The sequence below is a fragment of the Halobacterium litoreum genome (genome assembly GCF_021233415.1).
Lineage (GTDB): Archaea > Halobacteriota > Halobacteria > Halobacteriales > Halobacteriaceae > Halobacterium > Halobacterium litoreum.
In genome coordinates, this window is the sequence record NZ_CP089466.1 from 2,252,117 (window position 1) to 2,276,513 (window position 24,397).

Sequence of the window (24,397 nt, forward strand, 5' to 3'; positions counted from 1 at the left end):
CCTCCGGAACGGGGACGGCGACGGCGGCGGGACGCCGACAGCGACGGCGTCAGGACTGGGTCGCTCTCGTGACGATGGCGAGTGCGCCGACGAGCACCGCGAGTATCGCGGCGTCCGCGGCGGGGCCGGTGGCGAGCGCGTAGAGAATCCACGGGACGCCCGCGGCGTAGACGGCGGCGTCCGGGTCGAAGCGCGACGCGACGAGCGCCGCGGCGGCCACGCTGGCGACGAACAGGCCGACGACGACAGCGACAGTCATCGTGCGTGGTACGAGCGGGAGAGAGAAGTAGGTTCGGACGGAGCGGCGGAATCAGTCGTCGTCGTCTTCCGCGTCGGCGTCGACGGCGGCGGTGCGCTCGGCGGCGCGCTCCACGAACTCGTCGGGGAGTTCGTCGATTTCGCCGGCCTGCACGCCCCAGAGGTTCGCGTAGAGGCCCTGCTCGGCGAGCAAGTCCTCGTGGGTGCCCCGTTCCACGACCTCGCCGCCCTCGAGGACGACGATCTGGTCGGCGTCCTTGATGGTGGAGAGGCGGTGGGCGATGGAGAACGTCGTGCGGTCCTCGGTGAGGCGGTCGAGCGAGCGCTGGATGAGCATCTCGGTCTCGGTGTCGACGTCGCTCGTGGCTTCGTCGAGGACCAGAATCTCGGGGTCCTTGAGGATGGCGCGCGCGATGTCGATGCGCTGACGCTGGCCGCCCGAGAGTTTCACGCCGCGCTCCCCGACTTTCGTGTCGTAGCCCTCGGGGAGGTTCTGGATGAACTCGTGGGCTTCCGCGGCCTTCGCCGCCTCCACGACGTCCTCCTCGTCGGCGTCGAACGTCCCGTACTTGATGTTCTCCACGACGGTGCCGTAGAACAGGAACGTGTCCTGGCTGACGTAGCCGATGTGGCGGCGGAGACTCGGCAGCGTCACGTCCGAGATGTCCTGGCCGTCGATGCGAATCTCGCCCTCGTCCACGTCGTACATCCGCAACAGGAGTTTCAGGACGGTGGACTTCCCGGCGCCCGTCGGTCCGACGAGCGCGAGCGTCTCCCCGCCCTCGACCTCGAAGTCGATGTCCTCGACGATGGCCTCCTCGCCGTACCCGAAGGAGACGTCGTCGTAGACGACCTCGCCGTCTGCCACGTCGAGTTCGGCGGCGTCCGGGTTCTCCTCGATGCGCGAGGGCTCGCTCATCAGGCCGAAGATGCGCTCACTGGACGCGCGAGCGCGCTGGTACATGTTGATGATTTGCCCGAACTGCGCCATCGGCCAGATGAACTGCTGGCTGAGCAGGATGAACGTCACGAACTCCCCCTCGTCGAGCGTCCCCGAGAAGAAAAACGGCGCGCCCTCCACGACCCAGAGGCCGCCGACGACGAACGTCAACACGAAGCCGACGCCGGAGATGATGCGGAGCGCCGGGAAGAACTTGATGCGAATCGTAATCGCGCCCCAGTTCGCGTCGAAGTAGCCCTGCGAGACGTCGTCCACGCGCTCGGACTCGTAGTCCTCCGTGTTCGAGGTCTTGATGACCTGGATGCCGCCGAGGTTGTTCTCCAGTCGGGAGTTCATCTGCCCGACGGACGACCGAACGTCGGCGTACTTCGGCTGAATCGCCTTCACGAACCGGTACGTGAACAACGCGATGATGGGCACCGGCAGCATCGTGAGGACTGCGAGTTGCCAGTTCACGACGAACAGGTAGACGCCGATGGCGACCACCATCACGGACAACCGGAACGCCGAGTTCAGGCCGTCGTTGAGGAACCGCTCTAAGCGGTTCACGTCGTTCGAGAGGATGGACATCATCTCGCCGGTCTGCTTCGTGGCGAAGAAGTCCATGTTCAGCCGCTGCATCTTGTTGTACGTGTCAGTGCGAATCGAGTGCTGGATGTGCTGGCTAAAGGAGTTCCAGCCCCAGTTCCGAATCCAGTGGAAGCCCGCGCCGAACAGGAACGACCCCGCGATGAGGCCGCCCATGAACAGGAGTTTGCCGCCGTCCGACGGCGGCACCCAGGCGTCGGGGAGGAACGGCAGGAACGGCTTGTTCTTCTGGATGACGGAGTCGATAGCGAGACCGAGGAGAATAGGCGGCGCGAGGTCGAGGACCCGAGCGAAGACGCTGGCGACGATGGCGACGACGGCGGCGAACCGGTTGTCCCGCCCGTACTCGTCGAACAGGCGGAACATCGCGTCGTCGACCTCCTCGCGTTGGTCCTCGAAGGGGTCGTCGTCTTCTGTCGCGGTACTCATCCCCTCAGCCAAAGATACCACTCGCCAAAAGAGTTTCCTACGAATCGAAACACCTCCGGCCGTCAGGTATCGACGCGCACCACGTCACCGACTTCGACGCCGTGCTCGACGGTCCAGTTGTACGGCACTTCGAGCACCCACTTTCCGCGGCCGGGATACCGCGTCAAGTCCTCGTTGTCGTCCTCGACGGGCGCGTGGTGAATCTCGGTGATGCGGCCGTCCGCGTCCACGTACACGATGTCGATGGGGAACGACATCGACCGCATCACGTACGTGTGCCGGCCCTCGTCCGCGTACACGAACAACATCCCCTCGTTCGGCCCGAGCGACTCGGTGTCGCTGAGGCCCGTGTACCGCTCGCTCGGCGTGTCCGCCACCATCACGTCCACCGCGCCGAGTTCCGTCCCGTTCCGCGCGAGCACCGTCACGCTCGGCCCCGACTCCGTCGTCACCGCCGTCTCGCGAGTCGTATCTGCGACCGTCTCGGCGGGCGTCGTCGTCGAGTCGGCGGCCGGCGTGCCGCCCACACAGCCCGCCACAGCGAGCAGACACACCACCGCGAGCGCGCGTCGAACCATGCCCGCTGATACGTCATCCCACGGTTTGGGCGTTCCGACGAAGGGAAACGGTTTTTGCCGCCCGACGGCTGATTCCGACTGTCGGGTTCGTGGTCTAGTTGGTTATGACGCGGCCCTTACAAGGCCGAGGTCGGTGGTTCGAATCCGCCCGAACCCACTTACTGAGACGTCGCCGAGTAGCGACGCGTGTGTCGCTACGAGCGACCGAAGTAGTGGGTCGCGAATTCGAACCCTGGAAGACGCAGCGCCGAGCGCAGCGAGGCGACCGTCTTCCTCCGGTGAGAATCCGCCCGAACCCACTCACTTTCTGCGACGAGCGAACGCGAGGAGCGAGATGAGCGTGAGGGCGATTCGAGTTCTGGAAGACGAGCGACAACGAATCTTCCACCGGTGAGCGTCCGCCCGAGACAGACCGACTGCTGCGCCCATCGGCCGCCGCTCTCGGGAACTTGTTGGTAACTAAACTTATGCGCGTTCTGGCTGTTCTGTGGGCCATGGCCAAACGGTGGCGTTCCCTCCGACGGCGTGGTTTTCTCACTGGGTTGGTGTCCGGTATGGTGGCTGTCGCCGGGTGCAGTTCGACGCCGTCCGACGCGCCCGATTCGACGGCGACGCGACCGACGACGACGTTCGGGTACGGCGGGACGCCGGTCGAGACGACAACGGCGACCACTACGCGAGCGCCGTCGGCGACGACGCGAACCACGGTAGTCACGACGGCGACGGAGACGCAGATGACCACGGAGACGCAGACGACCGCGACCACGCCGACGACGGCAGCGGAGACGACATCGGAGTCGAGTGACGAGAGTGGGCGGGGTGGCGGCAGTCCGGGCGGCGGTGGCGGAAATCCGGGCAGCGGGAACGCCGGTGGCGGAAATCCGAGCGAGGGCGGTGGCAGTCGTGGCGGCGGTGGGAACGCAGGCGGCGGCGGAGACACGGAAAGCGGTGGCGGACCGGTGACCACGGCGGTGGGTTCGACGAACGAGCGAACGACCGCCGAGCCGACGCGGACGACCACGGAGGCGTCGTCGGAGTTCGGCGTGCAGGGGTACGGCGAGTACGGCTACGGGGGGACGGCATGAGCCAGGAGTACCCGACGACCGACAACCACGACTTGAACACGCCGACGAGGGGCGCGCGAGACTGGAACCGCCCGCTGAACGAGAACTTCGAGGTGCTGGACGAACTGCTCGCAGGCGTCACCGAGGACGCGGTGTACGCGGACTACGTGTTCCTTCGACGACGCGACGACGAACCCGACGACGACGAATACGACGACGACGAGGTGGCGCTGTACGTCGACGACGACGGCGACCTCTACACGCGGCGCTACGACGAGGACGAGGAACGAGTGGCTGGCGACGGCGGCGACGGCAAAGGGGTCGACCTCGCGGCGGACGGCGACGTCGTCGCGTCCGGGGTGCGACGAATCGAGGTCGGACGGGGGTTGCGGGTGGAAGAAGACGGTGACAGCGCGAGAATCGAGGCGGACTTCGACATGGGGACGCTGTAGCCGTGCCGGCTATCGACGTGTTCGCGGTGGGCGGGCAGAGCAACGCCGTCGGCAGAGGGCGGCGGTCGCGGAGCCCGCGCCCCGAGCGAGGGACCGCCATCGAGTACCGGCATACGACCGACTCGCTCGCGGACCCGCTCCGAGACCCCGTGCTGGGGAACGGGGACGCCGCGGACACGGGGAGCGCGTGGCCGGCGTTCGCAATCGAGTACCACGAGCGCGTCGGGCGGCCGGTGGGAATCGTCGGGGCGGCGCGCGGGTCGACGGCGCAGTCGTCGCGGGCGGGCGGCCGGCCCGGCGACTGGGACGGCGGGGCGCTGGACGAGGACTTGATTCGGCTCGCCGAGGACGCGCTCGCGGCGTTCGAGGCCGCGGGCTACGACCCGACGTTCCGGGGCGTGCTCTGGCACCAGGGCGAGCGCGACGCGATGGAGATAGACCGCGGGAGCGCGACCCGGCGGGACTACCGACGCGCGCTGGAGGGGATGATAGCGAGGTACCGTGACGCGTTCGGCGCCGGGATGCCGGTCTGGCTGTTCGAACTCGGGCGTCGCGCGTCGGGCGACACATCGGGGTTCCGGGCCGTTCGCGAGGCCCAGCGCGAGGTCGTGCGCGAACAGTCCCGCACCTACCTCGTGTCGGACAAACAGGCGTCGTTCCCGGAGCGCGGCCTCCAAGAGAACGAACTCCACTACGCCCAGGCGGGGTACGACGAGATGGGGCGCGTCGGCGCGCGGAACGTCGCCGCACGCGTCGACGGCGAGTCGTTCCAGGCGAAACGCAGCGCGGGCCGGCGGGTCGACGCCTACACGGGCGCGCCGGGCGAGCCAGTGATGAGTCTGGACGACGGCCGGCTCTCGGTTCACGACGGCGAGACGCCGGGCGGGAACGACCTCGCGAGGGAGGACGAGCGATGACCGTCTTCCAGTTCAAGCGCGGGACGCGAGAGGAACACGAGGACTACGTCGGCGACCCCGGCGAGATTACGGTGCTCGTGGACGACGGCTACCGCCCGGTCGTCCACGACGGCGTGACGAGCGGCGGCATCCCGCTGGCGTTCGCGGACGAGGACGCGGACCGCCAGCCCAGCGACGACGGCGGCCGCGGCATCCCGGCGTTCGTGCGGGACTTCGAGACGGGCGACGCGGCGCTGTGGGACGCGGACGCCGGCTTCGAGGTTCGGTGGCCGGGGTCGCTCGCGGGCGACTACAGCCTCCACTTCGACGGCCGCGGCGACACGGACGACAGTTTCGTGGCCGAGACGACGTTCGAACGCGACGAGTACGCGGGCGTCTCGTGGCTGTGGCGCGTGCCGTCCGTCCGCGAAGACGGCCGCCCCCAGGTCTGGGCGCGCTCCGGAGAGACGGACGCGTTCCTCGTCGCGGTCGACGACGGCGGCGTCGCGGGCGCCGGCCACCTCCTGACGTGGGACGGCGACGAGTACGTCGACACCGGCGTCGAACTCGACGCCGACACGACCTACGAGGTGACGGTGTCGAACGTCGACTACGACGACGGTCGGTTCGACGTGAGCGCGCGAACGCTCGACGGCGACCGCGTCGGGCGCTCTTCGAATCACGCGTTCTGGGGCGACGCCACGGGTGTCGACGCGCTGCGAGTCGTCGGCGCGGGCACCGAGCAGTACGTCGACAACGTCGCCGTCGACCGGCCAGCGTAGCGACGCGTCCGGACCGCGTCGCCGTCGCCGATTCGAAATCCTTTTTTCGGTAGTCCCCCTCGTTCGGAGTGCGAGCCGCCTTAGCTCAGACTGGGAGAGCACTCGACTGAAGATCGAGCTGTCCCCCGTTCAAATCGGGGAGGCGGCACTTCTGTGATTCTAACCGACGAGCGTAGCGAGGAGCGTTCGAATCCAGAACGTGTCCTGACCCGATTTGTGCTCGTGAGTCGCGCGCAGCGAAGCGAGCACGTCTCACGGCGTTCAAATCGGGGAGGCGGCATTTTCCTGCGAACCAGCGAGGGAGCGTAGAGCGTAGTTAGCCGCAGAAGTTCTGCGTGACGTAGACCTCGCCTCCGTCGGTGACGTAGACGCCGATGCCTTCCTCGTTCCAAGCGGCCGAGAGGATGTTCTGGCGGTGACCGCTCGAGTCCATCCACATGTCGACGACGCGGTTCGCGACCGAATCCTCCGTCGCGTCCGGTCCGACGGTGACCATCGCGATGTTCTCGCCGAAGGTCCGGCAGGGCGAGTCGGCGACGTCGCCGTACCGGTCCCAGGGCTGTTCGCCGTCGGGGTTGGTGTGGGCGAAGTAGTCTCGGTCCGCCATGTCCTCGCTGTGTGCCCGCGCGACTGACGCGACCGTCACGTCGGAACCGAGCGGGTCTTGGCCCTGCTGGCTACGGATTTCGTTCACTCGCTGGTGGATGAGGGACTCGATTCCCGACGCGGTGATGGTCTCCTCTCCCGTCGCGTAGCTCGATTCGCCCGGGTCGTCGGGGTCCGTCGGCTGCGTCGTCGTTGTCGTCGGCTGCGTGGTAGTCGGCTGCGTCGTCTCCGTGGTAGTCGGCTGCGTCGTCGTTGTCGTGGTCGGTTGCGTCGTCTCCGTGGTAGTCGGCTGCGTCGTCGTTGTCGTCGTTGTCGTCGGCTGCGTCGTCTCCGTGGTGGTCGGCGAAGGAGTCGTTGGTGGAGCAGCCGTGGTAGTTGGCGAGATAGTCGTCGTAGTGGTCGGCGTAGAGGTCGATGGAGAAGTGGTCGTCGGTGGGTTCTCCGTCGTGGTCGGCGAGGGCGTCGTCTTCGTCTCGGAAGTAGGTGAGGGCGTCGTCGGCGGCGCTGTGGTCGTTTCGGTACCGGTCGCGTTCTGGTCACAGTCACACTCCGACGGTTCGCCTCCCGCCGACTGATTCGCGTCCGGAGACTGCTCACTCGTCGACGGTGACCGTGTCGACTCCGCGGGTTCGTCGGTAGCCGAGTCGGTCGACGCCGGCGGTGGCGCAGTCGTCGACGTGGCGTCCGGGTTCTGTGGAGATGCTGTCGGGTCCGTCGCGCACCCGGCGAGAGAGACCAGGACGACGACGGCGACCGTGAGCCAGTGTGCTCGTCGCATGAGCCGAGTCGGGCGCTGGGATACTAACTTATGAGGATGGTAAACGCGGCTGAGCGCGCGGACTGGCGGCTTCGAGCCGAGGAGGCGACAGTTTCTGCGGGCCAACGGGGTCGCGGCCGCGCCGGGCGTAATGAGTGCGAGAAAGTCCGACGTGCCGCCGGTTTCCCGGGGCGAACCGTGGTCGCTCGTGCTAGCACTCGCCGCGGCGGGCGCGCTGAAACGCTTATCCGTGCGAGCGCTCAATAGAGGGTATGACCTACGACACCGTCGTGTTCGACAACGACGGCGTCCTCGTCGGCCGGACGCGGTACGACGTGCTGGAGGCGGCCGCGGAGGACACCTTCGAGCAGTTCGGCGTCAGCGACCCCGACCCCGAGGACGTAGAAGAGATGACCGTCGGAGCGACCCCGAAGACCGTCAGCGACGTCTGTAGCCGGTACGGACTCTCGCCGAAGGACTTCTGGCCGGAGCGCGACCGCACCACGGCCGAAGCCCAGTACGAGGAGGTCCGCGCGGGCCGGAAGACGCTGTACGACGACATCGACGAACTACACGACTTAGACGTCTCGATGGGCATCGTCAGTTCGAACCAGCAGGCGACCGTCGACTTCGTGCTCGATCACTTCGACGTGCGGGACATGTTCGGCGCGGCCTACGGGCGTGAACCGACGATTCAGAGCCTGCGTCGCCGGAAGCCGAACTCCCACTACATCGACCGCGCGCTCGCCGACCTCGACGCCGACTCCGCGCTGTTCGTCGGTGACAACGAGAGCGACGTGCGCGCCGCCGAGAACGCCGGCATCGACTCCGCGTTCATCCGGCGGCCCCACCGCCGCGACTGGGACCTGAACACGTGGCCGACGTGGATCATCGACGACCTCGAAGACCTCCACGACATCGTGGAGCGCTGACAGGCCGCGGCCCGAGTTTCGAGCGCTCGCCTGCCGGGAGAGCGCCCGTAGCGGTATCTCCGGTGCGAACGCGCGCCCCACAAGGATTATCAACTACAAGCGCGTCTGGTAGCCTGCAATGGCGAAAGGGAAGGTTGACTTCTTCAACGACACTGGCGGTTACGGTTTCATCGAGACTGAGGACGCGGACGAGGACGTTTTCTTCCACATGGAGGACGTTGGCGGTCCGGACCTCGAGGAAGGGCAGGAAGTGGAGTTCGACATCGAGCAGGCCGACAAGGGCCCGCGCGCGACGAACCTCACCCGCCTGTAGTTCGGTGAACTGCCAGCCTCGCGCTGGCGTGGACGCACAGTTTTCAGACGCTCACGCCCCCCAGCGACGCGTCCGCTCCGGCCACAACCCATTCCCGTCCGGACGCCGTCTCTGGTAGCGTGCGCGCATCCACAGTAGCACTCGCGTTCGGCGCGTTCCTGTTCGTGCTCCCGATTCCCGGGACGTTCGTCACCGGCGCACTCGTGATGTTGGCTGCCGGCGCCGCGCGATACCTCGGTAGTTGAGCGCGTCAGGGCCCGACTCGCTCGGCGCCGCGAGCCGAAGCCGGTTTTTCAGTCGAGTCGCGCGCGGTCGTCGTCGGTGAGTTCGAGGTGGCTGGCGGCGACGTTCGATTCGAGGTGGTCGACCGACGAGGTGCCGGGAATCGGAAGCGTAACCGGCGAGTAGTCAAGGAGCCACGCGAGCGCGACCTGTCGAATCGTCGCGTCGTGGGCGTCGGCGACGGCTTCGAGGTCCGAGCGCGTCTCGCCGAGGTCGCCGCCGCCGATGGGGAAGTACGGGATGAACCCGATGTCGTAGTCCTCGCAGGCCGCGAGCACGTCGCCGTGTTCGCGGTTGGCGACGTTGAAGTTGTTCTGGACAGTCGCCACGTCCACGATGTCGCGGGCGGTCTCCAGTTGCTCGACGGAGACGTTACTGAGACCGACGTGGTCGACGAGGTCGTCGTCTTTCAGTTCCGCGAACGCGTGGACGGAGTCCTCGAAGGGCGTGTCCGGGTCGGGGCGGTGGAACTGGTAGAGGTCGATGGAGTCGACGCCGAGGCGGTCGATGGAACACAGCGCCTGGTTCCGGATGTAGTCCGGGTCGCCGTGCGGGAGCCAGTCGCCGTCGCTGTTCCGGAGGAGGCCGGCTTTCGTCGCGACGAGCGCGTCGTCGGGGTCGAGTGCCTCACCGATGAGTCGTTCGCTCACGCCCGGCCCGTAGGAGTCCGCGGTGTCGACGAAGTCGACGCCGAGTTCGACGGCGCGACGGAGGACGCGGTGTGCTTCGTCCTCGTCGTCGGGTCGGCCGATGATGTCGGCGCCGGTGATTCGCATCGCGCCGAACCCGAGTCGGTGGACGGTGTACTCGCCGCCGACGTCGAACGTGTCGCTCGCGTTCTCGGAAGCCATACCGGACGTGGGGTCGCGACGCCGTTAGGTGTTGGCGTGGCGGAACCTACGGCTCCCACTGGTCGCGGAGTTCCGTCCGCGGCTTCGAGGGGTCGTCCTGCTCGACCAGTTCGCGGAGGCGGTCGACGTGGAAGGCGTACTCGCGGTTCTGCCGGAGAACGAGGTCTCGGGACTTGAGTTCGCTGAGGAGCGTGTGGGCTGCCTCCACGTCGACGTCTGCGGCGTCCGCGAGGTCGTGGGCGGTCGCGCCCGGCGTCGTCGCGAGTTCGGAGACGACACTCCACGCCGCGTCCTCGTTACAGCGGGACTCGCGGCGCGCCGCGTTCACGCGCGTCACCACCGGCGGCGCCTGCAGGAGGTCGACGACCGCCTCCGGGTTCGGCTGGTCGCTCTCGCCGTCGCTCTCGTCGTCACCGTCCTGTAACTGCATGCGCTCGCCGCGCCGCCGCAGGCGCTTCTGGACAGCGTCTACGACCACGTCGCTCGGGCCGTCGTCGCCCTCGGCGTCTTCGTCGTCGGACACGGAATAGGCGTCTGCGGCGGCGTCGGGACTGCCATCGGCAGCGTCCGTCGAAGGTGTGTCAGCCGTGTCGGCGTCCGGCTCGTCGTCCTCGCCGTCGTCCGGGTCGGCTTCGGCGTCTGCGCTCGGGTCACCGTCGTCGGCGTCGACGCGCTCGGCGAGTTCGTCCACGCGGGCTTCGAGGCGCTCTATCTGTTCGTTTTTCGTCTGGAGGGTCGACTGGTAGCCGTCCGGCGGCGACCCGTCGCCGTGCGCGAGCGCGTTCGCCATCTTCCGCGCCGCCGCCGACACGTCGCGGGCCGTCTCCAGTTCGGATTCGAGTTCGGCGATGCGCTCCTCGCGGTTCTCGACCTTCTCCTCCAGTTCCGCGATGCGGTCGCGTTCCTGTTCCTTCCGAGTGGTGATGTCGTCTAAGTCCTCCATCAGCGACCCGGAGACGGACTTCAGGTCGGGGCGCTCGAAGTCGTCGAGACCGGGCGTCGCGCCCGCGTCGAACGTGCGCTTGCGCTTGAACTGCACCGGCGTCACCGCGTCGTCTCGCCAGTCCATCTGCACGAACGCCGCGCCGTCGTCCAAATCCACCACGTCGTCGGCGTACTCCGACCCGACGATTCGCTTCACGACGTTCGTGTCGTTCTCCCACGTCAGTCGGTGCCACACCAGCCAGTTCGCCTGCGTGATGAAGTCCTTTTTCACGTCCGCCGGACGCTGGCTGATGCCGACGATGCCGAGGCCGTGTTTCCGCCCGCGTTTCCCCACCTTGATGAGGAGGTTCCCCGTCTCGTCCATCCCGCCGCCCTCCGGGATGTACTCGTGGCACTCCTCGACCACCAGCAGGAACGGCTTCTTCAGCTTCTTCTCCTTCGCGAACAGGTGTCTGACCGTCTCCCGGAGCAGTTCGTCGGCCACGTCGTCGTCCAAGTACCCCGAAACGTCGAGGATGATGGGGACGTTCTCCTCCAACGCGAGGTGCGCGAGTTTCTCCGCGTGCTCGACGTCCACCTGGATGTCGCACTCCTCGTCGGCGCCCGCGTGCAGGAGTTCGTACTCCTCTTTCAGGCCGTAGTACTCGCCGTCCGTGTCCACGATGAGGACGGGATACCCGGCTTCGAGGAGTTCCTCCACCACCACGCTGGTCGTGTTCGACTTCCCGGACCCCGACTTCCCGGTGATGAACGCGCGCCCCGTCAACACCTCCACGATGGGGAACGAGAGGTCGTCGCCGTCCGCAGTCTCCCCCACGTGAATACGCTGGTCGCCGTCCTCGGCGCTGTCTGCCATCGGGCGGGACCACGCAATCCGGTGGGAAAACCGTTGCCCCACGCCCGCCGGCCCGCGTCCGCCGGGCGTCGCGGCCCGAGCCGACGGAACTGGTTCGAAGCCTTTATTCGCGGGCTGACCCTGAGATACGGGTAGTAACCATGTCCGAGAAGCCGGCCTCCATGTACCGGAAGATCGACAAGCCGTCGTACACCCGTCGAGACTACGTCACGGGCATTCCGGGCTCGAAGATCGCACAGCACCAGATGGGCGACCTCCAGAAGGACGCCGATGACTACCCCGTTCAGATCAGCCTCGTTCCCGAGGAGGAGTGTCAGCTCCGCCACGGCTCGCTGGAGGCCTCCCGCCTCTCGGCGAACCGCCACCTCATCAAGGAACTCGGCGAGGGCAACTACAAGATGAGCCTCCGCAAGTTCCCCCACCAGATCATCCGGGAGAACAAGCAGGCGACCGGCGCGGGTGCGGACCGTGTCTCCGACGGGATGCGTCAGGCGTTCGGCGTCCCGGTCGGCACCGCCGCCCGCATCTGGCCGGGCGAACCGCTGTTCACGGCGTACTGCGACGTCGACCAGGCCGACGCCGTCAAGGAGGCGTTCCGCCGCGCGTACAACAAGATTACGCCGCCGTGCAAAATCAAGGTCGAGCGCGGCGAGGAACTGCTCGTCCGGTAAGCCGGCTCCCGCTTCTCTCCGGGTTCTCCACTCGTAGCCGTCGCTCTCGAGGATTCGCGTCGACAGCAGTCGAATTCGGAATCACTTTCGGAACGACCGGACAACCGTCATCGTACGTGGCTATCGAGGTACTCGTGGTTCTACTGGCTGGTATCGGCGCGGGTGTCGTCACTGGCTTGATCGGTGCGTCCGCGGTGGTGATCGTGACGCCCGTTCTCGTCACGGTTCTCGGGTACGACCCCTACACGGCAATCGGAATCAGTCTCGCGACGGACGTGTTCGCGTCGTCTGTCTCCGCGGCGACGTACTGGCGGAACGGAAACGTCCGACTGCGGAACGGCCTCGCTATCGCCGTCACAGCAGTCCTCGCGGCGGTCGCGGGGAGTTGGCTGTCCGGCGACGTCGACCCGACTGCACTCGGCGGCCTGTCCGGACTCGTCATCCTCCTCATGGGCGTCTCGTTCACGCGGAAGTCCCTCGACGAACGGCTCGCGTCGTTCAGGGAGAACACCGACCTCTCGTCGGTACGCGAGCACAAGACGGTGGCGTCGGTACTCTCCGGCGCCTTCATCGGGACGATGACCGGCGTCTTCGGAGCGGGCGGCGGCGTCATGATTCTCATCATCCTCACGTTCGTCCTCGAGTACGAGGTCCACACCGCGGTCGGGACGTCCGTGCTCATCATGGTATTCACGGCGCTGTCCGGCGGCGCGAGTCACTTCGTCGTCGAGTCTTCCGTCCCGTTTGCAACACTGGCCGTCAGCGGGTTCGGCGGCGTCGCCGGCGCGTTCCTCGCGTCCCGGTACGCGAATCTGGTGTCCGAGGAACGACTCTCGACGCTCATCGGCGTCGCGTTCATCGGGCTCGGCGGGTTCGTCGTCGTCCAGCAACTCTCGCCTTGAATCCGCCACCGGAAGGCCACGGAGCGACATCGCCGGTTGGACCGCGACCCGCGAGTGAACGACTGACGGTCCGCTCGCCGTCGGAACTGGCTAACCGCAGATTTTAGACTCGCGTCCCCCACTATCGGGTATGGTCGGACTCGCTGTCGCCAACGACGCGGAGACGTTCGAGCGGATGCGCGGCCCGCTCGCGGACCGCGGGATTCGTGCCGAACACGTCTCCGTCCGAGGCGACGTGACGCCGCTCGCCGACCCGCCCGTCGACCCGAGTCGGTTCGACGCGGGGTTCGTCTACCCCGGCCGACTGATGGAGGGCGGCGTGGTGGACGCGTTCCTCGGCGTGCCGTGGGTGAACGGCCGGGACGCGGTGCTCCGGTCGCGGAACAAGGCGGGAGCGCTCGCGACGCTCGCGGACGCGGGCGTGCCCGTGCCCGAGACGGTGTACGTGTCGAACCCCGCCGACGAGGACGCCGTCCGCGAGGCGTTCGAGCGCGTCGGGTCGCCAGTCGTCGTGAAGCCGAACTCGACGACGCGGGGCGTCGGCGTGACGAAAGTCCACGACGCGGACTCGCTTTCCGGGGTCGCGGACTACCTCGATTTGGTCCACGACTACCGCGCGACCGGCGACAAGTCCTACCTGATTCAGGAGTACGTCCCGGACGCCGCGGACTACCGCGTGATGGTGCTGGACGGCGAGGTGGTCGGGGCGGTCCGGCGGGAAGCCTCGGACGGCTGGAAGCACAACGTCCACCGGGGCGCGACCGCCGAGGGCGTCGCGCTCCCCGACGAACTCCGGGCCCTCGCGGTCGACGCCGCCGACGCGCTCGGCGTCGACTTCCTCGGCGTTGACGTGCTCGTGTCCGGGGATCAGGCGGTGGTCAACGAGACGAACGCGCGCCCGACAATCGACGACGACGCGAAGTACGAGGACGGCTTCTACGACCGGCTCGCGGCGCTCGTCGAGCGAACTGCCGAAGAGAACTGAAGAGAGAGCGGGGCGGACAGCGTCGCTGACGGGCTACTGGACGTCGATGTTCGTGGAGTTGTTCGTGCGCTCGAACGCGACTTCGAGGACGCCGTTGTTGTAGGTGGCGTCGCCGGAGCGCGCGTCGACGTGCCCGGGGAGCGCGACGCGCTCGTCGTACTCGCGGGTGTCGGTGTGCGCGCTGATGGTGACGTGTTCGCCGTCGCACTTGATGGAGATGTCCTCCTTCTCGACGCCGGGGAGGTCCGCGATGACGCGAATCGTGTCGTCGTTCTCGTGGACGTCCACGTGCGTGCCCGAGGAGAACCCGGACTGGTCGCCGCCGTCGAGCCCCTGTGCGTCCCCCATCATCTCGTCCATCATCCGCTCGATCTCGCGGAAGATGTCGTCGAACGGGTCGTCCCGGTCGTCTCGTCTCATGTCCCCGGCTAAGCGAGGAGTGTGGAAAAGGGTTCGGGCTGTGTCAGCCTGCGTGAGAAGACCAGACGGCATTCGCGAGTCGCGAGCGTCACGAACCGGTGAGCGAGCCGGCGATGCCGGCGAGCGACGCGAGTGTGACGAGCGCGCCGGCGGCGAGCGCGACCTGTACGCCGGTCGCGGGTTCGACAGCGGCGATGGGCACCTCGTTGCCGTTTATCTGCACGAACCCGTACGTGGTCGTCTCCGAGATGGTCGCCCGGAAGACGAACGCGACGGCGGCGATGCCGGCGCCGGCGAGGCCGGTGAGAATCATCGACAGCCACCCCCAGCCGCGGCCCCAACTCACACCGGCGAAGACGAGCGCAGCGGCGACACCCGCCATCAACACGGGCGCGAACTCGGTCGCCATCCCGTCGGCGGAGAAGCTGCCGCGGACGGCGGTCACCCACGGGAGAAAGAGACTCACACCGGCGAGCGCGCCACCGCCCGCGGCGAGCAGGCGACTGGTCGCCCACCCGGAGTCGGTTTCGCGGCCGTCGCGTTGCGGGTTCCGTTCGGCGGTCCCCGCCGAGTCCTGGCCGGCGGCGCCGTCGACCGCCGCCCCGCACTCGGTACAGAACGCGGCGTCGTCGCCGACTGCCGCGCCGCAGTCAGTACAGTACATGACACCGAGCGATACTGGTCCGACACCAAATAAGTAGGGATTCCGACAACCGCGGCGTCGGCGTCAGATGCCCATCGCGTCGTTCGTCGTGGCGACGGACTCGGCGGCGTCGGCACTCTCGGTGATGGCGCGGATGGCGTCGACGTTCTCGGGCACCACGTCGGACTCCTGGTGAATCGCCTGGAAGCAGTAGAAGTCCCGGCCCTCGGTGGTGACGGACTCGCCCCAGAGGCAGTTCTCCCAGAGGTCGGCGCGCGGGCGCCCCATGTCCATCGCGTACTCCTTCAGCGGGCCGGTGCCCTCGATGTCGAGGGATTCGTCGATGACCATGATGCGGGACTGGTCGGCGAGCAGTTCGCGGACCTCCTCGGCGTCGGGTTCGGCTTCGAGCGTGACGTTCACGCTGTGCATGTGCATCAGGGTCGCGGGCACCTTCATCCCGAGCGTGTCGATGTCGAGGTCCGGGAAGATGGTGTTGACGTCCGGGCCGTGGTGGCTCGGAATCGAGATGGGGTTCGGGAGGATGTCGTTGATGGGGCCGCGACCGGTCTGGGCGGGGTCGCCGCCGCGTCGCACGAGCGTCGCGCGCACCTTCTCGACGCCGTAGGCCTCGCGGAGCGGCGCGACCAGACGGGAGAGGCCGGTGGTGTTACAGGAGACGACGCGGACGTGGTCGGCGCCCCGGACCTCGTCGTAGTTCGAGCGCGCGTTGAACGACACGTCGGCCACGTCGGCGTCCTCGCCGCCCTGGTAGATGGCGGGCGTGTCGTACTCCTCGTAGAGGTCGCGGTTCTGCGCGCCGATGCCGGAGGGCGTGGCGTCCACGACCACGTCACTCTGGGCGACGAGTTCGTCGACGAGGCCGGCGGTCTCCATGCCGGCGTCGGCGAACTTGTGCGCGCGGTCCTCGATGGCGGCGTAGAGGTCGTAGCCGCGCTCGAGGGCCTGTTCGGCCTCGTAGTTCGGTCGGGTCTTGGCGACGCCGACGACCTCCATGTCGGGCTGGTCGCGGACGGCGTCTGCGACGCGCTTCCCGATGGTGCCGTAGCCGTTGATGCCGACGCGAATCATACCGGAGCATCCCACGGGACGCCGGATAATCGTTTCGTAGAAGCGATTTACAACGGGGAGAGTAAGGACGCCGCGCCGGATGAGCAAGACCTAACGCGACCCCGGCAGAAACACGAGCCATGACAGAGTTGCGCGCGGCGGCGGAGACCGCGGTCGAACAGTGCCTCGGCCTCCAGCCCGAGGAGTCCTGCGTAATCGTCACCGACGACAAGCGACAGCCCATCGGCGAGGCGCTCTACGACGTCGCGAGCGAAATCACCGAGGACGCCACTATCGTCCGGTATCCGCCGGGCGACCAGCACGGCGAGGAGCCGCCGGCGCCGGTCGCGGCCGCGATGGAGTCCGCGGACGTGTTCCTCGCGCCGACGACGAAGAGCCTGAGTCACACGCGAGCGCGGGGCGCCGCGAACGAGGCGGGCGCCCGCGGCGCGACGCTCCCCGGCATCACCGAGGAGGTGTTCACCACGGGGCTGGACGCTGACTACGAGACCATCGCCCAGCACTGCGAGGACGTGCTCGCGCAGGTCGAGGGCGCCGACGAGATTCGCGTGACGACGTCGAAGGGGACGGACATCACGTTCGAACCGGGCGACCGCGCGTGGCGCGACGACACCGGCATCGTCCACGACGACGGCGACTTCTCGAATCTCCCCGCGGGCGAGGTGTTCGTCTCCCCCGAGGACGCCAACGGCACGTACGTCGTGGACGGCACGATGATGCCCCACGAACTGCTCGCCGACGGCGAGGAACTCGAATTCGAGGTCGAGGACGGCTACGTCACCCACATCTCTGACGACGACGTGCGCGAGCAGGTCGAAGCAGCCAGCGAGGAAGTCGGCCGGGACGCCTACAACCTCGCGGAACTCGGCATCGGCACGAACGTCGCCGTCACCAGCCTCGTCGGGAGCGTCCTCCTCGACGAGAAGGCCGCCGGCACCGTCCACATCGCCATCGGCGACGACGCCGGCATCGGCGGCGACACCGACGCCCCCCTCCACCTCGACGGCATCATCCGAGAGCCGACCGTGTACGCGGACGGCGAGGAAGTCGAGTTGCCGCGAGCGTAGCGAGCGAAACGAGACTTCCGCCTAGAATCTCAAACTGACGCCGCCGAGAGTTGGGTGGCCCGGCGTTGGAGCCGCGAGAGTCGGTCGGCCGCCCACTCGACAGCCCGGGTTCCCGTGTTCTGAATCACCGCCGAAAGGTGATTCGAGTCGGCGTACAGCGCGACGTAGAGCCGTTCGCCGTCGACGAGGAAGAGTGTATAGTCGGGAGGTTCGTCCACGGCGTACACTGTCGCTCCGGAGTCGATGCACTCGCGGAGTACCGAATGCTGTGCGTCCGGCATCGCATCGATCATCTCTTCGTCGACCAGTAACTCGAGGTCCATCTCGCCGCTCGCTCCACGAGACATGGTTTGGTCCACGTACGGTGAGAGGAATACGCGGGTGACCGCGACCAGCGAATCTGCCCGGCTGAGGTCCTCGTAAAGGGGTTCGATTCGCTCGTACGGAGCACGCGCCGGCGGTTGAAACACCGAGCCGTCACGGAAGAGGGTAGACGGCAGGTCCGCGTCCGGTGAGAGAGCCGACAGTTCCGGTGTTACGTCGTCGAGGACGGCAAACGACTCCTCGACGTCGACGTACAGTTCACAGGCCTTCGCTCCGGCGAGTGTCGGCTTACACTGGCCGTCCGTCCGATACACGAGGTCGTGCTCTTCGAGTTCGCGGACAGCCCGGTCGACCGTCGCGCGCGATTTCGAGGCTGCGTCCGCTAACTTCCGTTTGGAGGGGTGTTGGTCGCAGACGTACCGCAGTATGTCCAAGCGCTTGTGAACGACCTGGAGAACCCCGGAACTGGCCGACATATTACGGTATTCTATTAGTTTAGAATAAGTATACCGTGTAATTTCACCATCAGTGAGAAGTACCCGAAATTACATTGTGGAGGACAATTTGTGGACACACTTCTCTTTATTCGACTGGCAGGAACCTCGGTTTCCGGCCAGTTGTTGTGACGAAGCGACTGCCAGCGTTGTGAAAGTCCGCGACTAACGAGAGAAACGTCAATCGTCGAGCGAGCACCCAATGTCCGAGTGATTGCTTCCGCCGCGTAATTATATTATCCAGTAATGCTATAATTTTACGATTGGAAATGGTGTTTTGATGTCTGGTGAACGATCCACTTCCGAGCACGTCGAGTCGGACGATTCAACTACTGTCCCTCGCCGGACGTTCCTCCAGGGAATCGGCGGCACCGCCGTGGCCGGAGCCACCATCGCTGGGTTCTCGAATAACGCCGCCGCTACCGATAGTACTGGGCAGCCGAACGTCGACATCAAGTCCGTCCGGAAGGTCGGTGAAACCGACCACCCGACGAAGGCGTCGACAGTCCTCCAATACGTCGTTAAGGTCGTCAAATACGACGGCAACGGGAAGGTCGAGGCGACGGACTACTTCAAGACCCGGGTCGTTCGGCCAACGGACGCAACGGCCACGAGCGACGCGGCGATTTCGGGGCCTGGAGTCAGCGACGGCACCGACGACGAGCTAGCGGTGGCGCAAATCGACGAATCCGAGTTCAAATCACTGACCAGGCGGCAGCCGGAGCCGACTGTGACGGCGACCGGCGTCCAGCCCATGGACAATGAGGGAGTCATCGAGCGACAGAAGATGGTCAGCGCCGAGACGGGGTCTTGCTCGGTGCACGGCAACTACACCCACAAGTTCAAGGGCGGCGCAATCGAGTTCACTCAGCGAGTCAACGACATCGGCATCACGACTGTGGCCGCCGCAATCGCCACCTACGTGTCGTCTGCCGGGCTCGCCGTTGCGGTCACGCTCCTGGGTGGAGCGATTGCGCTCGTCTCGGACACGGACTCCATCACCGCGGGCGTGAACGAAGTCGACACGATATTCGGGACAGTTCCGAACTACATCCCGGTGGCTGCCGTCGGCTACGACGTCACCGACGAGTCGCACTTCGTGTCGCCCACCGACACGGCTCCGCCCGGCCACCCGTTCCGGTAACTGCACGTCCAATCGGAGAATCGCCCGCCACCAGCCAAAACTTTCCTTCAACCAAACCACGTGTTTTCGTATGGCCAGTTCCAACGAGTCAGACGACGGTTCGTTCGTCCGGAGTCGAATCGGTCTCCAGGGAGAGGCGCTGCTCATCGGAGGCGTCGTGCTGGCGACGCTCGCCACGGTCCTCTACCTCAACGACAACTCCCTGCGGTTCAGCCTCCTCGCGGGCGTCGCACTCGGGCTCGTCGTCGCAGTTCTCCGTCTCGCGGTCCATCGCTAACCCCGGCCACCGACCTCGCTACCACTCGGCTGTCGGGCGGCGTGAAAGCCGAGGGGGCCTGTGGCCACCCACCGTTTCGCCGCTACGTCGGGTCCGTCCAAGATTGCGCGGTGGCACCTCGCTGCGAGCGGTTCGCGCGGACTCAGCGCGCTTTTACGTTCGCGGACGCTAACGCCTGTATGAGCGTTACCGCTGGGGAGCACGTCCCCGTGGAGTGTCCGTCGTGTTCGCCGGACCTCGAAACCGTGCACGAAGTGTTGACGACCGGCGGGGGACAGGCGACGATAGAGTGTACCGACTGCGGCCACGTCCACAAGGAGGCCTTCGAGGACGAGACGACCGTACAACGAGAGGTCGTCGTCTCGCAGGACGGCGATTCCTTCACCGGGAAGCGGGAGTTCGACCCGGAGGAGACGGTCTACGAGGGCGACGAGTTCATCGTGGAGACCGAGGAGACCATCGCACAGGTGCGCGTGACGAGCATCGAGGTCGGTCCGGAGGACCGGACGACGCGCGCCGACGCCGAAGACATCGAGACGCTGTGGACGCGCGCCGTGGACAACGTCTCCGTGGACGTGACGGTCCACCCGAAGGAGGGCGACGACGAGCACTCGCGGAGTCTCACTATCCACGTGCCGGGCGACGAGGAGTTCGTCGTCGGGGACAGCGTGGAGTTCGGCGACGAGGAGTTCTCCGTGACGGGCATCCACGTCCGGGAGAGCGCCGTCGACTCGTACAAGTTCCCGAAACTCGGCGAGGAGGGCGACTCGGTGTTCGCGAAAGACGTGAAACGCGTCTACGGCGAGGACGAGTCGAGTCGCGCGTGGTCCGCCTGGTAGGATGACGCTCGCCGACGACCGAGCGGAACTGGCCGACGCGCTCGCCGCGCGCCCGAACGTCACCGACCGGGTGGCGGACGCGATTCGCGCGGTGCCACGCCACGAATTTCTCGACGACGACCAGCGACACGCCGCGTACGACGACCGCCCGCTCGAAATCGGGGAGGGGCAGACGGTGAGCGCACCGCACATGGTCGCCATCGTCGCCAGCGTCCTCGACTTGCAGGAGGGCGAGGCGGTGCTCGAAATCGGCGCGGGGTGTGGCTACCACGCCGCCGTCACCGCCGAACTGGTCGGCGCGGAGAACGTCCACTCGGTGGAGTACGTCCAGTCGCTCGCCGAGCGAGCGCGAGAGAACCTCGCGAGCATGGGCTACGGCGACGTCTCGGTTCGCGTCGGCGACGGCCACGACGGGTGGCCCGAGCGCGCGCCCTACGACGCCGCCTACCTGACGTGTGCCGCGCCCAGCCTCCCGGACGCCGTCGTCGACCAAGTCCGAGACGGAGGTCGGCTGGTCGCGCCACTCGGGACCGACCGGCAGCGCCTCGTGTACGCCGCAAAACGCGAGGACGGCACGCTGGACGAACGCGACGAGGGCGCGGTGCGGTTCGTCCGGATGCAGGGCGGCGAGTAGTCGAAATCCGGGCCGCGGCGAGAGCGTTTATCCGGGCGGCGCTGTATCGGCGAGTATGGACTACCGCGAACTGCTGTTGCTGCGGGCGGCCCGCGAGACGGGCGTGCTGGACGCGCTCGTCTCCGACGCCGACACGCCGAGCGACGTCGCCGAGAGCGCGGGCATCACGCCGCGTGCGGCCGAACTCACCGTCGACGCGCTCTGTGACATGGGGCTGTTGGAACGCGTGAGCGACGGCGTCGAACCGACCAACCGGATGCTCGGGTTCATCACGAAGACGGACGTGCGCTCTATCGGCACGCTCCCCCAACGGCTCGACCACGTGGACGCGCTCGTCGCGCTCCCGGAGACGATGGAGCGCGGCCACCCGCCGAAGCCCCGGGGCGACGAACTCCGGAACCGGCTCGGCGCGGCCGCCGCCGAGGACGACGCGAGCGTGCGCGCCGCGGTCACGGCCGCGGTCCGCGAGCACGCCGACGCGGACTCCGTGCTCGTCGTCGCGGGCGCCGGCCACCACGCCCGCGAGTTCGCGCGCCGCGGGTTCGACGTGACGCTGCTCGCCGAACCGGGCGTCGTGGACGCCGTCGAACCCCTGCTGGACAGCGAGCGCGTCGAACTTGTCGCCGGCGACCCCCTCGAAGGAATCGAGAGCGACTTCGACCTCGTGTTCCACGCCGGCGTCGCCCGCGAGCACGGCGCCGAGGAGAACCGACGCCTGCTCGAAGCCGCGCGAGACGCGACTGCCGAGGGCGGGTACGCCGTCCACGTCGACGTGTTGCGGGGCGAGACGCCGGACGCCGCCGTGACCGCGGAACTGCTCGCGACGACCGACGCCGGCGAGTGCCACGCGGCCGCGACGCTCGGCGAGTGGTTCGGGGACGCCGGCTTCGAGGGCGTCAGGGAGAGCGACGTCCCGGGGACGGCGTACCGACTCGTCGCGGGGCGCAGGCGCGCAGTTGAATAGGCTGGGCGCGAATCCGAACGTATGGAGTTCGCGGCGCTCCGGGACGAGATGGTCGACGCGCTCGCGTCGAAGGGGAGCGTCGACGCGCACCCGACGGGGACGGCGATGCGGGAGGTGCCGCGCCACGAGTTCGTGGACGCGGGCCACCGCGCGTACACCGACCAGGCCTTCGAGCACCGCGGCACGCGAGTGCTCGCGCCCACGACGGTCGGGCGAATGGTGGACGCTCTCCTGCCCGAGCCCGGCGACGACGTGCTCGTCGTCGGCGCGGGCGTCGGCTACACGGTCGCCGTGCTCGCCGAAATAGTCGGTGCCGCACACGTCCACGCCGTCGACATCGACCGCGCGCTCGTGTACGACGCGCGCGAGAACCTCGCGGACGCCGGCTACGGCGACGTGCTCGTGGACTGCCGCGACGGGAGCGACGGCCTCCCGGCGTACGCGCCGTTCGACCGCGTGCTCGTGGAGGCGGCGACCGTCGAAGTACCGCGCGCGCTCGTCGACCAACTCGCAGACGGCGGCCGGGTCGTCTACCCCGAGGGCGCCAGCGACCAGCGACTCGTCGCCGCCGACGGCGACGGCGTCGCCGGCGTGTTCGGCCCCATCGCGTTCGCGCCGCTGCTCGTGGACGGCGAGCAGGCGAGCGCCGTCGAGCGAAACCGGACGGTGCGCGAGGACCGCGAGCGCTCGGCGGCGCGCGCCGAGTCCCGGGCCGGCTGGGAACAGGAGTGGATCGACTGGGAGCGCCGCTAGTCCGCGACCACCAGCACCGCCGTGTTCTCGCGGCGGTCGACGTACTCTGTGCCAGCAGGCGGTTTCAGCGATATTTTCAGGGTTCCCTCGGCCTGGTTCGGGCCGAGTTCGGGCGCGACGTCGAGCGTCGCGACGCCGTCGTCGCCGGTGGTAGCGGTGGCGACGCCGTCGACGTCGGCGGTGCCGGCTTTCACGACGACAGTCGCGCCCGAGACGGGGTCGCCGTCGGCGTCCACCGCGGTCACGTCGATGGTCTGGTCGCCGGGCGTCACCACGTCGGGGCTGGGTTTCGCGTCGAGTTCGCTGACGCCGAGCGTGTTCACGCCCGACACCATGCTGAGCATCACGCTGAGCGTCGCGACGCCGACGACGAACGCGATGACGAGGCGCACCGGCAGCCCCTCGATTGCGCGCTCGTCGGTCGCGAACGCGCCGTAGTGCAGCGAATCAGGCAGGTACGGACTCGGGTCGAACATGGGAGGCGGTGGTCGTGCTCTCCGGCATAAAGCCTCGTGCGAGAGTTCTTGTCCGGGAAGGCGACCAGCCCGGGCCATGGACGTACTCGGTGGCGACGGGCGACCGCACGGCACGCTCGGGCACTACCTCGCGGCGGACGGGAGCGTCGGCGAGCGCGTGGGCGTCGACCTCTCGGGGCCGCACGCGGGCGTCGTCGTGGGAAAGCGCGGGAGCGGGAAGTCCTACACGCTCGGCGTGCTCGCCGAGGCGCTGACGGACGCGTCGGGCGTCGCGCCCGTTGTCGTGGACCCGATGGGGGCGTTCGGCGGGCTGTCGGCGGCGGGAATAGAGGTAGTTCGGGCGCGCACGCGAGCGAGCGCGCTGCCGCCGCGGGCGTGGTGTGACCTGCTCGGTTTGGACGCGACGAGTCCGGCGGGGACGCTGGTGTGGCGGGCGGCCGAAGCCGAGACGACACTCGACGGGATGCGGTCGTGGGTCGAGTCGCGGGACGCCGACCCGGCGGCGGTGCGGGCGGCGTCGAACCACCTCGCACTCGCGGCGTCGTGGGACTGCTTCAGCCCGAGCGCGCCGGGCGTCGCGTCGCTGCTCGACGGCGGCGCGGTGCTGGACTGCACGCACCTGCAGGGCGCGGCGCTCCGGGCGGTCGTGTACGCCGTCGCGACGGCGCTGTATCGGGCGGCGGTCGACGACCGCGCGAGCCGGCTCCCGTGGTTGTTAGTGGACGAGGCGCACGCGTGCGCGAGCGGTGTCGCGGCGTCGGCGGTGGAGACGCTGTTCACGCGCGGGCGAGCGCCCGGCGCGAGCGTCGTGCTCGCGACCCAGCGCCCGAGCGCGCTCCCGGAGGTGGCGGTCTCGCAGTCCGACCTGCTCGTCGCGCACCGACTGACGAGCGAGCGCGACGTGGCGGCGCTCGCCGACGCGCGACCGACGTTCCTCTCGGGCGACGTGGCGTCCCGGCTCCCGCATTCCACGGGGGACGCGCTGGTGGTCGACGACGCGACGGAGGCGGCGTGTTCGGTTCGCGTGCGCGAGCGACGGACCGAGCACGAAGGTCGTAGCGCATCCGCAAACGCGCCGACGAACCGTCGAAACCTTACTTAAACGTTCGGTGTGCGGGTGCGTGACACCGAGAGCGCGACCGGCGGTTTCAGCGCCTCTCGC

The 24,397-nt window shown here is 67.8% G+C and carries 31 protein-coding genes and 2 tRNA genes; 22 read left to right on the plus strand and 11 right to left on the minus strand.

The window, feature by feature from the left end:
* Positions 1–49: 49 nt before the first annotated feature.
* The 3 genes from LT972_RS12355 to LT972_RS12365 form a co-directional block, all read right to left on the minus strand.
* A complete protein-coding gene (locus LT972_RS12355) occupies positions 50–259 on the minus strand; it encodes a hypothetical protein (RefSeq protein WP_232570687.1) in 210 nt (69 codons plus the stop codon).
* A 51-nt stretch (positions 260–310) separates the two neighbouring features.
* The gene (locus tag LT972_RS12360) at positions 311–2,236 is read right to left on the minus strand and encodes an ABC transporter ATP-binding protein (RefSeq protein ID WP_232570688.1); all 1,926 of its coding nucleotides are present in this window, start codon (positions 2,234–2,236) and stop codon (positions 311–313) included.
* A 62-nt stretch (positions 2,237–2,298) separates the two neighbouring features.
* The gene (locus LT972_RS12365) at positions 2,299–2,814 is read right to left on the minus strand and encodes a DUF192 domain-containing protein (RefSeq protein WP_232570689.1); all 516 of its coding nucleotides are present in this window, start codon (positions 2,812–2,814) and stop codon (positions 2,299–2,301) included.
* 83 nt (positions 2,815–2,897) lie between these two features.
* On the opposite strand from LT972_RS12365, the gene LT972_RS12370 reads away from it, so the two are divergent.
* The 7 genes from LT972_RS12370 to LT972_RS12395 all read left to right on the plus strand — a co-directional run bounded on the left by LT972_RS12370 (position 2,898) and on the right by LT972_RS12395 (position 6,156).
* Positions 2,898–2,971 (plus strand) — tRNA-Val (locus tag LT972_RS12370).
* A 414-nt stretch (positions 2,972–3,385) separates the two neighbouring features.
* On the plus strand, positions 3,386–3,619 hold the full coding sequence (locus tag LT972_RS12375; RefSeq protein ID WP_232570690.1) for a hypothetical protein: 234 nt from the start codon (positions 3,386–3,388) through the stop codon (positions 3,617–3,619).
* Positions 3,620–3,773: 154 nt separating this feature from the next.
* Complete coding sequence (locus tag LT972_RS14895) at positions 3,774–3,899, plus strand: hypothetical protein (RefSeq protein WP_269780531.1); 126 nt, start codon at positions 3,774–3,776, stop codon at positions 3,897–3,899.
* A complete protein-coding gene (locus LT972_RS12380) occupies positions 3,896–4,330 on the plus strand; it encodes a hypothetical protein (protein ID WP_232570691.1) in 435 nt (144 codons plus the stop codon). The genes LT972_RS14895 and LT972_RS12380 overlap by 4 nt, the downstream gene beginning before the upstream one ends.
* A gap of 2 nt (positions 4,331–4,332) precedes the next feature.
* Entirely contained in the window at positions 4,333–5,247 is a 915-nt protein-coding gene (locus tag LT972_RS12385) for a sialate O-acetylesterase (RefSeq protein WP_232570692.1), read from the plus strand.
* A complete protein-coding gene (locus tag LT972_RS12390) occupies positions 5,244–6,008 on the plus strand; it encodes a hyaluronate lyase N-terminal domain-containing protein (RefSeq protein WP_232570693.1) in 765 nt (254 codons plus the stop codon). Before LT972_RS12385 ends, LT972_RS12390 begins: the two co-directional genes overlap by 4 nt.
* A 74-nt stretch (positions 6,009–6,082) precedes the next feature.
* Positions 6,083–6,156, plus strand: a tRNA-Phe gene (locus tag LT972_RS12395).
* 168 nt (positions 6,157–6,324) lie between these two features.
* On the opposite strand, the gene LT972_RS12400 is transcribed toward LT972_RS12395, so the two are convergent.
* Complete coding sequence (locus tag LT972_RS12400; RefSeq protein ID WP_232570694.1) at positions 6,325–6,702, minus strand: CAP domain-containing protein; 378 nt, start codon at positions 6,700–6,702, stop codon at positions 6,325–6,327.
* A gap of 118 nt (positions 6,703–6,820) precedes the next feature.
* Here LT972_RS12400 and LT972_RS12405 point away from each other — a divergent pair, with 118 nt between their 5' ends.
* The 4 genes from LT972_RS12405 to LT972_RS14900 all read left to right on the plus strand — a co-directional run bounded on the left by LT972_RS12405 (position 6,821) and on the right by LT972_RS14900 (position 8,861).
* Entirely contained in the window at positions 6,821–7,189 is a 369-nt protein-coding gene (locus LT972_RS12405; RefSeq protein WP_232570695.1) for a hypothetical protein, read from the plus strand.
* A gap of 454 nt (positions 7,190–7,643) precedes the next feature.
* The gene (locus LT972_RS12410; RefSeq protein ID WP_232570696.1) at positions 7,644–8,303 is read left to right on the plus strand and encodes an HAD family hydrolase; all 660 of its coding nucleotides are present in this window, start codon (positions 7,644–7,646) and stop codon (positions 8,301–8,303) included.
* A 118-nt stretch (positions 8,304–8,421) separates the two neighbouring features.
* Positions 8,422–8,616, plus strand: coding sequence for a cold-shock protein (locus LT972_RS12415; RefSeq protein ID WP_232570697.1), 195 nt, complete (start codon positions 8,422–8,424; stop codon positions 8,614–8,616).
* A gap of 119 nt (positions 8,617–8,735) precedes the next feature.
* Positions 8,736–8,861: a hypothetical protein gene (locus LT972_RS14900; RefSeq protein WP_269780532.1), complete on the plus strand. Its 126-nt coding sequence runs from the start codon at positions 8,736–8,738 to the stop codon at positions 8,859–8,861.
* Positions 8,862–8,909: 48 nt separating this feature from the next.
* On the opposite strand, the gene LT972_RS12420 is transcribed toward LT972_RS14900, so the two are convergent.
* Complete coding sequence (locus tag LT972_RS12420) at positions 8,910–9,749, minus strand: aldo/keto reductase (RefSeq protein WP_232570698.1); 840 nt, start codon at positions 9,747–9,749, stop codon at positions 8,910–8,912.
* 46 nt (positions 9,750–9,795) lie between these two features.
* Positions 9,796–11,550, minus strand: coding sequence for an ATP-binding protein (locus LT972_RS12425; RefSeq protein WP_232570699.1), 1,755 nt, complete (start codon positions 11,548–11,550; stop codon positions 9,796–9,798).
* Between the two features lie 140 nt (positions 11,551–11,690).
* Between LT972_RS12425 and LT972_RS12430 the strand changes: the two genes are divergently transcribed.
* The 3 genes from LT972_RS12430 to LT972_RS12440 all read left to right on the plus strand — a co-directional run bounded on the left by LT972_RS12430 (position 11,691) and on the right by LT972_RS12440 (position 14,108).
* On the plus strand, positions 11,691–12,221 hold the full coding sequence (locus tag LT972_RS12430) for a 50S ribosomal protein L16 (protein WP_232570700.1): 531 nt from the start codon (positions 11,691–11,693) through the stop codon (positions 12,219–12,221).
* Positions 12,222–12,355: 134 nt separating this feature from the next.
* On the plus strand, positions 12,356–13,123 hold the full coding sequence (locus tag LT972_RS12435; RefSeq protein WP_269780533.1) for a sulfite exporter TauE/SafE family protein: 768 nt from the start codon (positions 12,356–12,358) through the stop codon (positions 13,121–13,123).
* Between the two features lie 130 nt (positions 13,124–13,253).
* Complete coding sequence (locus LT972_RS12440; protein WP_232570701.1) at positions 13,254–14,108, plus strand: ATP-grasp domain-containing protein; 855 nt, start codon at positions 13,254–13,256, stop codon at positions 14,106–14,108.
* Between the two features lie 33 nt (positions 14,109–14,141).
* Here the strand turns inward: LT972_RS12440 and LT972_RS12445 are convergent, their stop codons facing one another.
* The 3 genes from LT972_RS12445 to LT972_RS12455 form a co-directional block, all read right to left on the minus strand.
* On the minus strand, positions 14,142–14,528 hold the full coding sequence (locus LT972_RS12445; protein WP_232570702.1) for an Hsp20/alpha crystallin family protein: 387 nt from the start codon (positions 14,526–14,528) through the stop codon (positions 14,142–14,144).
* Positions 14,529–14,616: 88 nt separating this feature from the next.
* On the minus strand, positions 14,617–15,192 hold the full coding sequence (locus tag LT972_RS12450; protein WP_232570703.1) for a zinc ribbon domain-containing protein: 576 nt from the start codon (positions 15,190–15,192) through the stop codon (positions 14,617–14,619).
* 63 nt (positions 15,193–15,255) lie between these two features.
* A complete protein-coding gene (locus LT972_RS12455; protein ID WP_232570704.1) occupies positions 15,256–16,263 on the minus strand; it encodes a type II glyceraldehyde-3-phosphate dehydrogenase in 1,008 nt (335 codons plus the stop codon).
* A 119-nt stretch (positions 16,264–16,382) separates the two neighbouring features.
* Here LT972_RS12455 and LT972_RS12460 point away from each other — a divergent pair, with 119 nt between their 5' ends.
* Positions 16,383–17,330, plus strand: a complete 948-nt coding sequence (locus LT972_RS12460) for an aminopeptidase (RefSeq protein WP_232570705.1) — start codon at positions 16,383–16,385, stop codon at positions 17,328–17,330.
* A 29-nt stretch (positions 17,331–17,359) separates the two neighbouring features.
* On the opposite strand, the gene LT972_RS12465 is transcribed toward LT972_RS12460, so the two are convergent.
* Complete coding sequence (locus LT972_RS12465; protein ID WP_232570706.1) at positions 17,360–18,130, minus strand: helix-turn-helix transcriptional regulator; 771 nt, start codon at positions 18,128–18,130, stop codon at positions 17,360–17,362.
* Positions 18,131–18,428: 298 nt separating this feature from the next.
* Here LT972_RS12465 and LT972_RS12470 point away from each other — a divergent pair, with 298 nt between their 5' ends.
* The 6 genes from LT972_RS12470 to LT972_RS12495 all read left to right on the plus strand — a co-directional run bounded on the left by LT972_RS12470 (position 18,429) and on the right by LT972_RS12495 (position 22,759).
* A complete protein-coding gene (locus tag LT972_RS12470; RefSeq protein ID WP_232570707.1) occupies positions 18,429–19,292 on the plus strand; it encodes a hypothetical protein in 864 nt (287 codons plus the stop codon).
* 70 nt (positions 19,293–19,362) lie between these two features.
* Entirely contained in the window at positions 19,363–19,569 is a 207-nt protein-coding gene (locus LT972_RS12475) for a hypothetical protein (RefSeq protein WP_232570708.1), read from the plus strand.
* A 179-nt stretch (positions 19,570–19,748) separates the two neighbouring features.
* A complete protein-coding gene (locus LT972_RS12480) occupies positions 19,749–20,408 on the plus strand; it encodes an HVO_0476 family zinc finger protein (RefSeq protein WP_232570709.1) in 660 nt (219 codons plus the stop codon).
* A gap of 1 nt (position 20,409) precedes the next feature.
* Entirely contained in the window at positions 20,410–21,042 is a 633-nt protein-coding gene (gene pcm / locus LT972_RS12485; protein ID WP_232570710.1) for a protein-L-isoaspartate O-methyltransferase, read from the plus strand.
* A gap of 55 nt (positions 21,043–21,097) precedes the next feature.
* Positions 21,098–22,006, plus strand: a complete 909-nt coding sequence (locus LT972_RS12490; protein WP_232570711.1) for a methyltransferase domain-containing protein — start codon at positions 21,098–21,100, stop codon at positions 22,004–22,006.
* Positions 22,007–22,027: 21 nt separating this feature from the next.
* Positions 22,028–22,759 carry a protein-L-isoaspartate O-methyltransferase family protein gene (locus LT972_RS12495; protein ID WP_232570712.1) on the plus strand — a complete coding sequence of 244 codons (732 nt, stop codon included), beginning with the start codon at positions 22,028–22,030 and terminating at the stop codon, positions 22,757–22,759.
* Here the strand turns inward: LT972_RS12495 and LT972_RS12500 are convergent.
* Positions 22,756–23,235 (minus strand): Ig-like domain-containing protein, encoded by a 480-nt coding sequence (locus tag LT972_RS12500; protein WP_232570713.1) that lies wholly within the window; start codon positions 23,233–23,235, stop codon positions 22,756–22,758. The two genes, LT972_RS12495 and LT972_RS12500, sit on opposite strands and share 4 nt — an antisense overlap.
* Before the next feature lie 76 nt (positions 23,236–23,311).
* Between LT972_RS12500 and LT972_RS12505 the strand changes: the two genes are divergently transcribed.
* A complete protein-coding gene (locus LT972_RS12505; protein ID WP_232570714.1) occupies positions 23,312–24,337 on the plus strand; it encodes an ATP-binding protein in 1,026 nt (341 codons plus the stop codon).
* Positions 24,338–24,397: the final 60 nt, after the last annotated feature.